Origin of the sequence: Proteiniclasticum aestuarii, from assembly GCF_017368455.1 — a bacterium.
Classification (GTDB): domain Bacteria; phylum Bacillota; class Clostridia; order Clostridiales; family Clostridiaceae; genus Proteiniclasticum; species Proteiniclasticum aestuarii.
Genome location: NZ_JAFNJU010000008.1, coordinates 62,406 through 76,207, shown reverse-complemented (window position 1 = coordinate 76,207; position 13,802 = coordinate 62,406). Strand labels below are relative to the sequence as shown.

Annotated in this window: 8 protein-coding genes; 7 read left to right on the top strand and 1 reads right to left on the bottom strand. The window is 48.6% G+C overall.

The window, feature by feature from the left end:
* Window positions 1–85: 85 nt before the first annotated feature.
* The 6 genes from J3A84_RS10945 (at window position 86) to J3A84_RS10920 (ending at window position 11,459) form a co-directional block, all read left to right on the top strand.
* Window positions 86–5,173 (top strand): DUF7507 domain-containing protein, encoded by a 5,088-nt coding sequence (locus J3A84_RS10945; RefSeq protein ID WP_207600074.1) that lies wholly within the window; start codon window positions 86–88, stop codon window positions 5,171–5,173.
* A gap of 497 nt (window positions 5,174–5,670) precedes the next feature.
* Complete coding sequence (locus J3A84_RS10940; protein ID WP_207600073.1) at window positions 5,671–7,347, top strand: peptide ABC transporter substrate-binding protein; 1,677 nt, start codon at window positions 5,671–5,673, stop codon at window positions 7,345–7,347.
* 117 nt (window positions 7,348–7,464) lie between these two features.
* Window positions 7,465–8,406 carry an ABC transporter permease gene (locus J3A84_RS10935; protein WP_207600072.1) on the top strand — a complete coding sequence of 314 codons (942 nt, stop codon included), beginning with the start codon at window positions 7,465–7,467 and terminating at the stop codon, window positions 8,404–8,406.
* Window positions 8,399–9,454: an oligopeptide ABC transporter permease gene (gene opp3C, locus J3A84_RS10930; protein WP_207600071.1), complete on the top strand. Its 1,056-nt coding sequence runs from the start codon at window positions 8,399–8,401 to the stop codon at window positions 9,452–9,454. Before J3A84_RS10935 ends, opp3C begins: the two co-directional genes overlap by 8 nt.
* Window positions 9,455–9,463: 9 nt before the next feature.
* A complete protein-coding gene (locus J3A84_RS10925) occupies window positions 9,464–10,543 on the top strand; it encodes an ABC transporter ATP-binding protein (RefSeq protein WP_207600070.1) in 1,080 nt (359 codons plus the stop codon).
* Window positions 10,533–11,459, top strand: coding sequence for an ABC transporter ATP-binding protein (locus tag J3A84_RS10920; RefSeq protein ID WP_207600069.1), 927 nt, complete (start codon window positions 10,533–10,535; stop codon window positions 11,457–11,459). Before J3A84_RS10925 ends, J3A84_RS10920 begins: the two co-directional genes overlap by 11 nt.
* Window positions 11,460–11,594: 135 nt before the next feature.
* Here the strand turns inward: J3A84_RS10920 and J3A84_RS10915 are convergent, their stop codons facing one another.
* Window positions 11,595–12,467 (bottom strand): DMT family transporter, encoded by an 873-nt coding sequence (locus J3A84_RS10915; protein WP_207600068.1) that lies wholly within the window; start codon window positions 12,465–12,467, stop codon window positions 11,595–11,597.
* Window positions 12,468–12,720: 253 nt separating this feature from the next.
* On the opposite strand from J3A84_RS10915, the gene J3A84_RS10910 reads away from it, so the two are divergent.
* Window positions 12,721–13,755, top strand: a complete 1,035-nt coding sequence (locus J3A84_RS10910; protein ID WP_207600067.1) for an AbrB family transcriptional regulator — start codon at window positions 12,721–12,723, stop codon at window positions 13,753–13,755.
* The last annotated feature ends 47 nt before the right edge of the window (window positions 13,756–13,802 follow it).

Genomic DNA, 13,802 nt, shown 5'->3' with positions numbered 1-13,802 from the left:
CTTATTCATCCGAATTATTCATCGGATCGGGTTTGATGGATGCTTGTTTCTCGAGTCCGCTTATGCGGGAAAGGAAGTGTAAAAAATGGCTGCCTATAAAACGCGTCATCGAAATGTAATGAAATTCCCTTCGTTACTGATTGCGTTTTTGATGGTGATGACTCTCGGATTTACACCGAAGATTGTTGAAGCTGCAGCATATGACGGCAGTGTGACACTGGAGGGGTACAATGTTGATACGAAGGACTGGACGGGAGACTGGACCACAGGTAATCTGGCGAAATCCTATCAGGAAGGAGAGACTTTCCCTGGCAGAGCCCATATTTCGGATTTTCAGTCTCTATATCCCGGATTTGAGAATTTCCCGGATCTGACATTCTGGTACACGTCGGTCTATCCGATGAATGGTGGAGCGGAGCATGGTATATTTGTGGACCTTGTCAAAGGGATACAGGTAGGAACCAGAGAGCTTACAAATGCCGAAGGATGGCCAAAAGCGGATGGAACAGCTTATCCCCTTGGAACACCGGAACTTGTGAATATCGCACAGAATCATCCTGGAGAAAATGCGTGGAGCGGATACTCCCTGCTGAACCTGCCCAACGAACAGATCAACCGCTCTGCGGAGACGGGTACCATCGGTGGAATCGGAGATGTCTTTGATGAGAAGAGGTGTTTCATCGTAACAGCGGAGGATATCATCAATGCACTGATTGCGGAAGGAAAAGACCCGAATGTGGTGGATGATTTCTACATCTATTTTGAATTTCATCTGGCAAGAACCTCCATCTATTCGAGAAATCTGCAGGATTACTATACGGAGGGTGCACCAGCAAGCTGGGGCGGATATATCTTCGACGAACTGAATTTTGATCCCGTCGATTATGGCGCAGGTCCTTCGCCGGGTTCCAGTGGACACTTCGGGATGCTGGATGCCAAGGGTTCAAGAGATGTACAGCTCCCTGATACCCCCGAGACCTATCGTGATGTGACAGGAAGAAAATTCCTCGATGCCAACAACAACGGTATGTACGATGAAGGGGAAGTCGGACTTCCTGGTTGGACCATCAACCTTGTTGGGTTTATAGAGGATATTGAAGTTCCACTCACAACGACAACGGATGCGGAGGGATACTATTACTTCAATGACCTGTCCTATGGCTCGGAGCTCTATGTGCATGAGATGATGCAGGAGAACTACTTCCAGACCTATCCGAATAAAGTGGAGTCGCTGCCCATCGGTGCGACCTCCTATTATGAGGAAGTTCCTGGTGAAGGCAGCTGGAGATGGTATATTCCATCCATGATGATGCCTGCGTCGGGAGATCTGGTGATTTCAGGTGTCGATTTTGGTAACTTCCTGCCTGACCCTAAGATCGAAGTCGTAAAGACAGGGGATCTGCTTTCTAAAATCGGTGACACCATCAAGTTCACAGTGACGGTAAAGAATACCGGAAACGTGGATCTGGAACTTAAGAGCATCGTGGATGATCAGTTTGGTCCTCTGGATGCGGTGACGGTACCCGGTGGATTCGGTGCAACACTGCTTAAAGGTGCTGAAGAAAGCCATGAATTCGAAATGGCGATTCCTGAAGGCGCTGTGGATCCGTTTATCAATAAAGTGACGGCCATATACAGTTATCTGGGTGCGGAAGCTACAGCCGATGCGCAGCATGAAACAAACCTCTTCCAGCCGGACTATGAGATCACAAAGACGGTAGACAAAGCAGGTGCGGTACCTGGCGAGACGGTTCGTTACACCATCACGGTGAAGAACAACAGCTCATCGGATACACCGCTGACCTCCTTTGTGCTGACAGATGAACTGCTGGGCTGGACGGGTGCCGATGTGAAGACTTTTGATCTGTTACCTGGTGAAGAGAAGGTATTCAGCGATGCTTCCACCGACTATATGATTCCTGCGGATGCCGTCAGAGGCTCCATCATCAAGAATGAAGCTTCCTTCGTCACCTCCTTTATGGACTTCCCGAACACCTATGAAGGATCCGCATTCGCAGAAACGAAAGTGCTGATGCCAGAAATCAAGATCACAAAGACCGGGGATGAATTATCGAAGATCGGTGATCTTGTCACCTTCAACTTTGTCATTGAAAACATCGGTGATGTACCGCTTCAGAAGTTCAAAGTCTATGATGATACCTTCATGGAGGATATCACCAGTAAATTCCTGAAAGATACTTTGGCTGTTGGAGAAACGGATACAGCGAGCTTCTCGTTCATGATTCCTGAGGGCGCATCGGATCCATTCATCAACAAGGTATCTGCAGTCTATAAATATGTGGCCGGTGCATTTGAGATGGAGGCCAAGGCTTCCTCTGATTTCTCCGTGAACCTCTTCCAGCCGGAATACAGCATTGAGAAGACTGTAGATAAGCTTATAGCGATTCCTGGAGAGACCGTTCGCTACAAGATCACTGTGAAGAACCTCAGCTCAGAGGATACGCCGCTGACCCGCTTCACCCTGACAGATGAGCTTTTGGGATGGACAGGTGCAGATGCGAAGACCTTTGATCTGGCTTCCGGTGGGGAAAAAGTGTTTGAGGGTCCTGAAACGGACTATGTAATTCCTGCGGGTGCGCTGGATGGCTCCATCATCAGGAATGAAGCCTCCTTTGTCACGAAATTTGATGACTTCACCAACGTATATAGAGGAAGTGCCTCTGTGGAAACAACAGTGCTGGTTCCTGCTCTGAAGATCACCAAGACCGGAGATGCGTTCTCCAAGATCGGTGACGAAGTCACCTATAAGTTCGTTGTCGAGAACATCGGATCCGTGGATCTCCACAAGGTGAAGATCTATGATGAGACCATGAAGGAAGACTTGACTGCTCTCTTCACGAAAGACATACTGAAACCTGGAGAAAGCGAAGAAGTCACGAAGAAGTTTGTGATTCCTGAAGATGCAGAAGATCCTTTCAAGAATGTGGTCACTGCAGAGTATAAATATGTATCTGGTGCTTTCGAGAAATCCTTCACCGCTGATTCCAGCCATGTGGTGGATCTGTTCCAGCCTTCCTACAGCATCGCGAAGACGGTAGACAAGTCAGAAGCTGTACCTGGCGAAACTGTTCATTACATCATCACCATCAAGAACACCAGCTCTGCGGATACACCGGAGACGAAGTTTGTGGTAACAGATGAGAAGCTGGGCTGGGTCGGTGCCGATGCCAAGACATTCAGTCTGAAATCCGGCGAAAGCATGGTCTTTGATGATGCTTCCACCGATTACATGATTCCACTGGATGCGGAAAGAGGTGCCATCATATCCAATATAGTAACCTTTGTCACCTCCTTTGAGAACTTCCCGAATGAATACAAGGGAAGAGCCTCTGCAGACACGAAAGTGCTGATGCTGATGCTGGAAATCACAAAGAAGAGTGATGAGTTATCGAAGATCGGTGACCCTGTGACCTACACCTTTACAGTCAAGAACACAGGAGACGTGCCACTTGAACTGGTGAAGGTCTATGACGAAACCTTCGACTTTGACCTGACCAGTCTCTTCACAAAGACAGTACTTGGCGTTGGTGAAACAGATGCGGCCACCAAGGAGTTCGTCATTCCGGAAAATGCAGGCGATCCTTTTGAAAACAAAGTCACCGCCACTTACAATTATGTCAATGGCCAGTTTGTAAAACCAGTTGTTGAAACCAGTACCTTCTCCATCAACCTCTTCCAGCCGGGCATCACCATCGAGAAGACCGCTGACAAGGCGGTATCCATGATCGGTGATACCATCACCTACAAGATCATCGTCAAAAACACGAGCTCCATGGATGCACCGGATCTTGTCTACACAGTGGAAGATGACGTCTATGGACTGGTTGTGAAAGATGCTGAGCTTGCTTCCGGTGCCAGCAAGGAGTACACATACAGCTATCTCATCAAAGAAGGAGACCCGAATCCTCTGAAGAACACAGCTTCTGTTACGGCATCTCCTAAGGGATTCCCCAACGTTCTGACAGATGAGGACAGCCATGAGATCAAGCTCTTTACACCGGATATCAAGATAGAAAAAATGGCTGACACGGAGATCTCCAAAGTCGGTGACACCATCGTCTACACCATCAAGGTCACCAACCTCACCGCTGAAAGCTATGCACCAGATATGAAGGTCCGAGTCACGGATATGATGCTGGGGCTGGATGAGACGTTCAATCTGGCATCGGGTGCTGTCAAGACCATCACCGTGAACTATGTGGTGAAGGAAGCCGATGATCCGGATTATATGACCAAGTACGGATGGACAGAACTCAAGAACACTGTGAAGCTCATGGCCAGCCCTATGGGATTTGAGGCCATCAGCAGCTTCGAACTGTCCGCCAGCGCTACCGTGAATCTGGTACATCCTCGCATCGACCTGGAAAAGAGCGTAAACACCAATATTGCCCACGTGGGAGACACTTTGACCTACACCGTGAAGATCACCAATACAGGAGATGTGGATCTTGTGAACATCGCAGTGAATGACACCATGCTGGGAAGCATGCCTGAGTTTGTGACAACCCTTGTACCTGGGGCCAGTGATGAGCACAGCTATCAGAGACTTCTGACTGTGGCTGATATCGGTATGCTTGAAAATACAGCATACGTTCTGGCAAACCCAAGAGGACTGCCAAATAAGATTACCGATGAAGACAGCGAGACAGTGGAAGTCAGACCAAGGCTCTACGATGAGACCGGATGGGCTTATCTGGAACCAGGTAAATCCATTCCGATCAACACACTTGTCACTGCAGCCAACTGGGGATGGACCAACGGTCCGCTGACTGAAGGTTCCTATAAGTTTACCGTCTACACTGGAGCTGGTCAGAACGATGTCAGCAAGGCATTGAACGCGGGCACACTTTATGTAGAGTACATCGGTGGAAAGGTCACCTTCAGATATGTGATGAATGAAGGCTTCAGCCTGATGGAAGTTCATCTGTATGCTGGAAAGGCTAAGCTTCCTGAGAAGAAGACTGGTAAGACAACGGTTACTGTTGCAGACCCTGGACAGTTCCCATACAAACCTCTGGTACCTGACCAGGCTACAGTATTCGAGTATACACCGAAGGATAAGTTCAGCGGAGACATCTACATCGCAGCGCATTGTGTAGCCTATGTTCCTTACTGGGAGATGAACAGCTTCTATAATACAACCAAATACTAGAATCTTAACCGTCCTGACCTGGTTTCCCCTGGCAGTGAAAGCTGCCGGGGGATTCCTTTTTTTTCTTTTAAGTGATTTCCGAAGCGGATGTATAAGGTGCATAATTATGAGAATTGAATTTCATATTTCCAGATTACATGCAGGATATCCTGCATATAATCCGTACTATTTTGTATTCTTTCTGTGAATCGAAGGGCTTTAATCGGAATGCAAAGAGGTATAATGAAATTATCATACGGATAAGATTCAGATTATCAATTGATAAATCAATAATATTATGTAATTTAGATACGTTTACATCAAATGGAATAGGGAATATTTTAGCAAATATCATTATAATAGGAGAAATTATCTCATTTTTGTTGACTTGAGAGGTGTAAGATGTATAATTATAAAAAAACAACCACATCGATACATTTTGTTCACAATAATGTTCGGGTGGTGTGTACAGATGTTTCCGTAACAGGAATTAGTCTAAAAAAACAAGGAGGAATATCATGAAGAAAAAGAGAATACTCGCAATGGCCATGGCCCTCGCTGCAGTGATGATGATCACAGCATGCGGAGATGCCGATACGCCAGCTGAAACGCCGGGTGAAACTCCAGCAGAAACGCCAGGAGAAGAACCCTCAGGTGAAGACGGCGACAATGTGCTGAAAGTGCAGTTCAACGTGGAAGTGGCTTCCATGGATCCTCAGATTGCTACAGACGGAACTTCCTTTGAAGTCATCGCAGCAGTGACTGAAGGTCTTTATTCCGTAGATGCGGATGGTTCAGCGATTCCAGCCATGGTGGATACCGTGGAGAAGAGCGAAGATGGACTGACCTATACTTTCAAGCTGAAAGACGCAAACTGGTCCAACGGTACTCCTGTGACAGCAGACGATTTTGTTTTCGCATGGAGAAGACTGGTAGACCCTGAAGTTGCCAGTGAATATGCCTTCATCATGGGCGTGGCGGGCGTCAAGAACGCAGATGCCATCTCATCCGGTGAAGTTGCAGTAGAAGAGCTGGGCGTTACAGCGGAAGATGAGAAGACACTGGTCGTGGAACTGGATTTCCCTGTACCATACTTTGAATCCCTCATGTCCTTCCCATCCTTCCTACCTATGAATGAAGAGTTCTTCACATCCGTCGGCGACAACTATGGAACCTCTCCAGAAACACTGCTTGCAAACGGACCTTTCAAGGTCACCGCTTACGAGCCAGCAGCGACAACCATTTCCCTGGAAAAGAATGCCGACTACTGGGATGCTGATGCTGTAGCACTGGATGGAATCCAGTACCAGGTCATCAAGGATTCCCAGCAGACCATGCTTTCCTATCAGAATGGAGACCTTGACATCGCGACTCTTTCCGGAGAACAGGTGGAACAGTTCATGAACGATCCTGAATTCGTTAATGTAGTAGCAGGATACCTGTGGTATGTTTCTCCAAATCAGCTGGTGGCTGGACTTGAAAATGTCAACATCAGAACCGGTATGGCCCTTGCATTCGACAAGGACGCCATCGCCAATAACATCCTGAAGGATGGATCCATTCCTGCAAACTTCCCTGTACCTACCATGCTGGCCACAGGACCAGACGGTAAGGACTTCAGAGAAACCGCCGGAACCTACCTTGAAACCGATAAGGCGAAAGCAGTAGAATACTTTGAAGCAGGACTTGCAGAGCTAGGCGTTACAGAACTTACCTACACCATGCTTGTAGAAGACACTGAAGCTTCCATCAACGTGGCACAGTTCCTGCAGTCCGAATGGCAGACAACTCTTCCAGGACTCACTGTAGAACTGCAGACCATGCCAAAGAAGAATCGTGTGGAAAGAATGCAGGCTGGAGACTATGAGCTTGTTCTGACAAGATGGGGCCCAGACTATGCAGATCCAATGACTTATCTTGACATGTGGACAACTGGAAGTTCCAACAACTATGGTTCATGGTCCAATGCGGAATATGATGCCATCATCGAAGATGCCAAGAAGGGCGACCTTGCTCTTGATCTGGAAGCCAGATGGGAAGCGCTGAAAGATGCGGAAAAGATCGTCATGGACGAAGCCGTCATCATGCCTGTATACCAGAAAGGTGATGCAGTCATGGTAAGAAGCGGTGTTGAAGGGGTTGAATTCCACTCCGTGGGTATCAACAGAGTCTTCAAGAACGCAACCAAAAACTAGTTTACTTCTAACCCTATATATTTAAAACTAAAGAAGAGTGTGACGCTGTTTGAGAACACATGAAAATACAGCGTCCTTCTTCTGTTTATCGAGCTAAATCTATGAGGAGTAGTGCTTATGAAAAAGTATATTTTAAAACGTATCGGCATCTCCGCATTGACGCTCCTGGTCATTCTTTTTATTCTGTTCATCATGCTGGAGCTCATGCCGGGCTCACCGTTCAATGATGAAAAGCTGACCGATGCCCAGAGAGCCATCATCAATGCGAAATACGGCCTGGACAAACCGGTGTTCGTAAGATTCTTCAACTACCTGAAAGCCATGGTTTCCGGGGATTTTGGCGTTTCCTACAATATTTCGAAGAATACACCGATTACGCAGCTTCTGCAGTCAAGACTCCCCCTTTCTTTACGGATCGGCGGTCAGGCGGTCTTCATCGGTACCATCATCGGGATCGTGCTGGGACTCATCGCTGCAATCAAGCATAATACGATTTTCGATACGCTGACCACTGTGATTTCGGTTCTGGGTGTCAGTCTTCCTTCTTATGTGTTTGCCATGGCACTGATCTATTCCATGGGATTCAAGCTGAAATGGTTCCCGCTGCTCTATGAGATCGATGCGCCCTTCGAATCGACGATTCTGCCTACGGTGGCGCTGAGTATGTTCACCATTGCCACGGTGGCCAGGTTCACGAGAACGGAAATGCTGGAAGTACTGGGGTCAGACTATATGCTCCTTGCAGAAAGTAAAGGTGTGGACCGTAAAAGGCTGATTTTCGTCCATGCACTGAGAAATGCCCTGATTCCAATCATCACGGTGCTTGCACCGCTCATTGTCAGCCTGATGACAGGAAGCCTTGTCATCGAGAAGCTGTTTTCCATCCCAGGCATCGGATCGCTCATGGTTACGGCCATCCAGTCCAATGACTACAATGTGATCATTGCCCTGGCATTTGTCTACAGCGTCATGTTCATCTCCATCATGCTGGTGGTGGATATACTCTACGGCATCATCGATCCGAGAATCAGACTTGCAAAGGAGGATCTCCATGAATAATCAGACAATAGAATTCAAACCTGATGATTTTCAGCTGGTGAGAAAGGACCAGGACGATTTCGTGGATGAAACCTATGCGAAGGAATCCTACTGGAAAGACATCCTCATGAGATTCGTGAAGAACAAAGGGGCCATCTTCGGTCTGATCTTCATTCTGCTCATCATCCTCATGGCCGTTGTGGGACCCGGCATGAATGAATACACCTATGACTCTCAGATCATACAGCACCAGAATCTGGCACCGAGAATCAAGGCCATTGAAAACCTGGGCATCGGAATCTTTGATGGTGCGGAAACCATGAACACCTCCACAGGGGTTGTGGAAATCAATAAATATGTGGACCCTGAAAAAGAGACGGGTCTGGAAGATACCTACTACTGGTTCGGTACGGACGTCCTAGGTCGTGACATCTTCACGAGAACCTGGACCGGTACCAGAATCTCCCTCTACATCGCCCTGGTGGCGGTGCTGGTGGATATGCTCTTTGGTATGAGCTATGGCCTCATCTCCGGATACTTCGGCGGCAGAGTGGATATGATCATGCAGAGATTCTCTGAAGTGCTCAATGGCATTCCGACGCTGGTTCTGGTCACACTTCTCATCATCGTCATGAAACCGGGGCTCTTCACCATCACCCTCGCCTTGGCCCTGACGGGCTGGATCGGCATGAGCCGTGTGGCGAGAGCGCAGGTGCTGAAGCTGAAGGAACAGGAGTTCATTCTGGCATCCAAGACCCTGGGCGCCAAAGACTTCTTCATCATCTTCAAGGAGATCCTGCCGAACATCTTCGGACAGCTGATCATCATGTCGATGTTTTCCGTGCCCAATGCCATTTTCACGGAAGCCTTCCTGGCATTCGTCGGACTGGGCGTGCCGGCACCGAACGCTTCTCTGGGATCCCTCATCAGTGATGCCTTCAAGTCCTTCACCACACATCCCTATATGATCGTGTTCCCGGTGATTGTCCTTGCTGTCATCATGCTGAGTTTCAATCTTCTCGCTGACGGTTTAAGGGATGCTTTTGATCCTAAAATGAAAGAAATGTAGGTGAATGATATGCAAAAAGAAGTTGTACTGGATATGAAAAACCTGTCCATCTCGTTCAAGACGTCAGCCGGTGAGATCAAAGCCATTCGTGGTGTGGATTTCACCCTGTACAAGGGCGACACCGTCGCCATCGTCGGTGAGAGCGGCAGCGGAAAGTCCGTTACGGTAAAGGCCATCATGGGTATTTTATCGGGCAATGAGACCATCAACAGTGGAACCATTGATTTCACCTACAGAAGAGGAGAAGAAATCATCCATGAGGACCTTCTGAAACTGTCCAAGAATCAGATGCGAAAACGAATCAACGGAAAAAGAATCGCCATGGTGTTTCAGGACCCCATGACGTCCTTAAACCCCACCATGTCCATCGGGGCACAGGTCATGGAGGGCATGATCTATCATTACAGCAAGAGCAGGGAGGAAGCGAGAAAGAAAGCCATAGAGCTGCTGGATCTCGTGGGTATTCCTGAACCTGAAAAAAGAATGAAGAACTATCCGCATCAGCTCTCCGGTGGGATGAGGCAGAGAGTGGTCATCGCCATAGCCCTGTCCTGCGATCCGGAAGTGCTGATCTGTGATGAACCTACCACGGCCCTGGATGTGACCATCCAGGCGAAGATTCTGGAGCTCATCAAGGACATCCAGAAAAAGCTTGGCATTTCGGTCATCTACATCACCCATGACCTGGGTGTTGTGGCCAAGGTGGCGGATTATGTGGCTGTTATGTATGCCGGAAAGTTCATTGAAAAAGGAACCACGGAGGAGATCTTCTTTGATCCCCGTCATCCCTATACCTGGGGCCTCTTATCAGCAATCCCGAGTCTGGAGAAGACGGAAGACTCCCTTTATGCCATTCCGGGAAGCCCTCCGAATCTTCTGAATCAGGTGAAGGGGGATCCTTTCGCACCGAGAAATCTGTATGCGCTGAATATCGACTACAGAGAAGAGCCGCCCATGTTCAAGATCACCGATACCCATTATGCCAGCACCTGGCTGCTTCATGAGGACGCACCCAAAGTGGATATGCCCGAGCAGCTGAGAGCAAGAATCGAAGTCATGAGGAAGGAGGTCATGGAGAATGGAAGATAGAAAACCGCTCCTTCAAGTACGAAATCTGAAGCAGCACTTCAAGGTGTCAAGAAAGTTCTATGTCAAGGCAGTGGATGGCGTCTCCTTTGACATCTATCCTGGAGAAACCTATGGTCTGGTGGGAGAATCCGGAAGTGGTAAATCCACCATCGGACGCTCGGTCATCAGGCTCTATGAACCCACAGGGGGAGAAATCCTCTTCAACGGCATGGACATATCCGGAAAGCTCGACAAGGACACCAACAAAGCCCTTCGCATGAACATGCAGATGATTTTTCAGGACCCTATGGCATCTCTGAATCCAAGAAAGAAAGTACTGGATCTCATCGCTCTGGGTCTGGACATCCACCACCCTGAAATGAACGCGGAGGAAAGAAAAAAGAAAGTCTACGACATTCTAGACCTGGTGGGTCTATCCCATGAACATGCCAACCGTTATCCCCATCAGTTCTCCGGTGGACAGCGTCAGCGTATCGGCATCGCCAGAGCGCTGATCATGGACCCGGACCTGGTCATCGCCGATGAAGCCATCAGTGCGCTGGATGTATCCATTCAGGCTCAGGTGGTGAACCTGATGAAGGAGATTCAGCAGAAGACCAACATCGCCTATCTCTTCATCGCCCACGACCTGTCCATGGTGAAATACATCTCAGACCGAATCGGGGTACTGCATTATGGTCATCTGGTGGAAACGGGCACCACGGACGAGATCTTCTCGAATCCGGTGCATCCGTACACGAAATCGCTTCTGTCCGCCATTCCGCATCCCAATCCCATCACGGAGCGGGACAGAAAGGCCATGAACTACGACTATGCTTCCAGCGGCATCGATTATACCAAGGGCACCCTGACCAATATCGGTGGAACCCATATGGTCCTTGCTACGGAAGAAGAACTGGAAAAGTGGACAAAATAGAAAGACACCTAAACAGATAGATGAAAATGCTGTAGGAGCTTACAGCAGAAAAAGCAAGAACCGCCATGGAACCAGTTCGTCAACTGGTTCCATGGCGGCTCTTTCATATCCATGCATATCCATTTTCATCAGGGATCATTTTGCGTCCGTGGATGCGAAATAGGTTCCGATGACCATGATGAGTAGAGCGATGAGGAAGGTGAGAGAAGGAATCTCCAGGAAGATCAGCAGCGACAGACCTGCTCCGATGAAAGGAGCTACAGCATAGTAGGCGCTGGTCTTGGCAGCGCCCAGATACCGCTGGGCATAGACATAGAGGTAAATGCTCATGCCGTAGGCGACGAAGCCCAGAAGGAGTGTAAGGGCGATGTAGAGTATATTCGTTGTGGTTTCCTTCAGAGCCAGAGAAATGAGAAGAGAGCCCAGTCCAGAGCCGAATCCTTTCAGGATGACCACCTGAAGGGGATCCTTCACGGAAAGCTTTCTTGTGATGTTGTTCTCGAAGCCCCAGCTTATGGAAGCCAGAAGCACAAGAAGAGAACCGAAGGAGAAGGACAGATTGGAGAAGTCCTCCACGGAAAGGAGAATGCTGGAGACCGTGATGAGTCCTATGGCGATCCAGAGTCTTCTTGAGATGAACTCCTTGAAAATGAATAAGGCGATGAGGGATGTGGCCACGATTTCGAAATTATTGAGCAGGGACACCGTGGCCGGGGTGGTCATGGTGAGGCCCACCATGAGAAAAATCGGAGCCAGAATATCCAGGACAATCATGCCCACAGTATAGGGAAGCTCTTTTTTTGTGAGCCGCATCTCTTCTTTCAGCTTTCCCCGCCTGTACCGGTAGAAAGCGATGAGAGACATGCCGATGCCTGCACCAAGATAAAGAAGGGCAGCCATCATGGTGGGGGGAACCTCCACCAGAAGAAGTTTTGAAACAGGTGAAGAGATGGCATAAAGAGCTGCAGCAAGCACTGCATAAAAGATGGCGCTGGGACGTTGCGTCATAAGAAAATTCCTCCGTTGACAGCAGCAGTGAAGTTTGTAGAACCATAGGATGTGATATCCCATACTACAGATTCATTTCAGTTAGTACTAGAATATATCAAAGTCATCCGGTGGTAAAGGATAAATTCAAAGGAATTGAGCATGAAAGAAGTAGTGAATCAGAAAAATAATACATGGAAAGTACAGTATAGTCTGGTTATATCCGATAGAATAAGAAGTAGAGTATAAGTTTACAACAGGAGATGCATGGAGTATGGATTATCTGGCACTGACGATTTTTCTGGCCTTTCTGGGAGGCTTTGTTCTTCATAAACTGCGCATACCCGGAGGCATGATGCTCGGGAGCGTTTTGACCGTGGCGGTTCTGAACATCAATACGGATTTCGTTCATATACCATCGGAATTTCGATTCGTGGCCCAGTGCATTGCGGGGGCCTACATCGGAATGAGTGTGAAAAGAGAGAACTTTCCCCGAATGAAATATCTCATCCGGCCCATTCTGACGCTGCTCATGGGTCTCTTTGCGACAAATCTGGTGGTGGGGGTGCTCATCTATCTGACGAGCCCGCTGGATCTGCTCACCTCGTTTCTGTCCGCTGTACCAGGAGGAATCAGTGATACGCCCTTAATCGCGGCAGACCTTGGCGCCGATGCGGCTAAGGTCACGGTGCTGCAGTTTGTCCGTCTGGTATCCGGGATTGCGGTGGTGCCGCTTCTCATCCGGTATGAGCCCAAAGAAAGTGCAGCGAAGGAGAAGCCGTCTCTCATTGAGAAAAAGGTATCGCCTTTTGGAAGTGTGAAGCTCTGGTCAGCACTTATCGTGGCGTTTCTTGCGGGGTACCTCGGCGATGTTCTAGGCGTACCGGCGGGCACATTGATCTTCGCCATGATCAGTGTGGTGATTCTGAAGATTCTCAAGCTGGAAGTCATGTTTCCCATGTGGTTCAAAAGAATGGCGCAGCTGTTTTCAGGCGCTTATATCGGCAGTCACTTCAGCTATCAGGATTTTGCGGATCTTAAGCTTCTGATTCTGCCTGCGCTCATCATGGTGGTGCTGAATATCCTGACCTGCTATCTCATCGGACATTTTCTCGCCAAGCGATATGAGCTGCCGCTGTCACAGGCCATTCTTTCCTCCTCTCCGGCAGGCGCATCGGATATGGCCCTCATCGCTTCGGACCTGGGGGTTTCAGGCTCGGATGTGGCCATGATCCAGATTGCGAGGCTCATGGGTGCAGTGTCTATCTTTCCCCAGATCTTCTATCTTCTTTCGACGTTTCTGGGCTGAAAAAGATGCAGGAAAGCCGATTTCACCAGCCTTTTTCATGGCAACGG

Excerpts from the sequence above, each read along its gene's own strand:
- J3A84_RS10945 (WP_207600074.1), top strand. The coding sequence starts at position 86 with ATGGCTGCCTATAAAACGCGTCATCGAAATGTAATGAAATTCCCTTCG.
- J3A84_RS10940 (WP_207600073.1), top strand. The coding sequence starts at position 5,671 with ATGAAGAAAAAGAGAATACTCGCAATGGCCATGGCCCTCGCTGCAGTG.
- J3A84_RS10935 (WP_207600072.1), top strand. The coding sequence starts at position 7,465 with ATGAAAAAGTATATTTTAAAACGTATCGGCATCTCCGCATTGACGCTC.
- opp3C (WP_207600071.1), top strand. The coding sequence starts at position 8,399 with ATGAATAATCAGACAATAGAATTCAAACCTGATGATTTTCAGCTGGTG.
- J3A84_RS10925 (WP_207600070.1), top strand. The coding sequence starts at position 9,464 with ATGCAAAAAGAAGTTGTACTGGATATGAAAAACCTGTCCATCTCGTTC.
- J3A84_RS10920 (WP_207600069.1), top strand. The coding sequence starts at position 10,533 with ATGGAAGATAGAAAACCGCTCCTTCAAGTACGAAATCTGAAGCAGCAC.
- J3A84_RS10915 (WP_207600068.1), bottom strand. The coding sequence starts at position 12,467 with ATGACGCAACGTCCCAGCGCCATCTTTTATGCAGTGCTTGCTGCAGCT.
- J3A84_RS10910 (WP_207600067.1), top strand. The coding sequence starts at position 12,721 with ATGGATTATCTGGCACTGACGATTTTTCTGGCCTTTCTGGGAGGCTTT.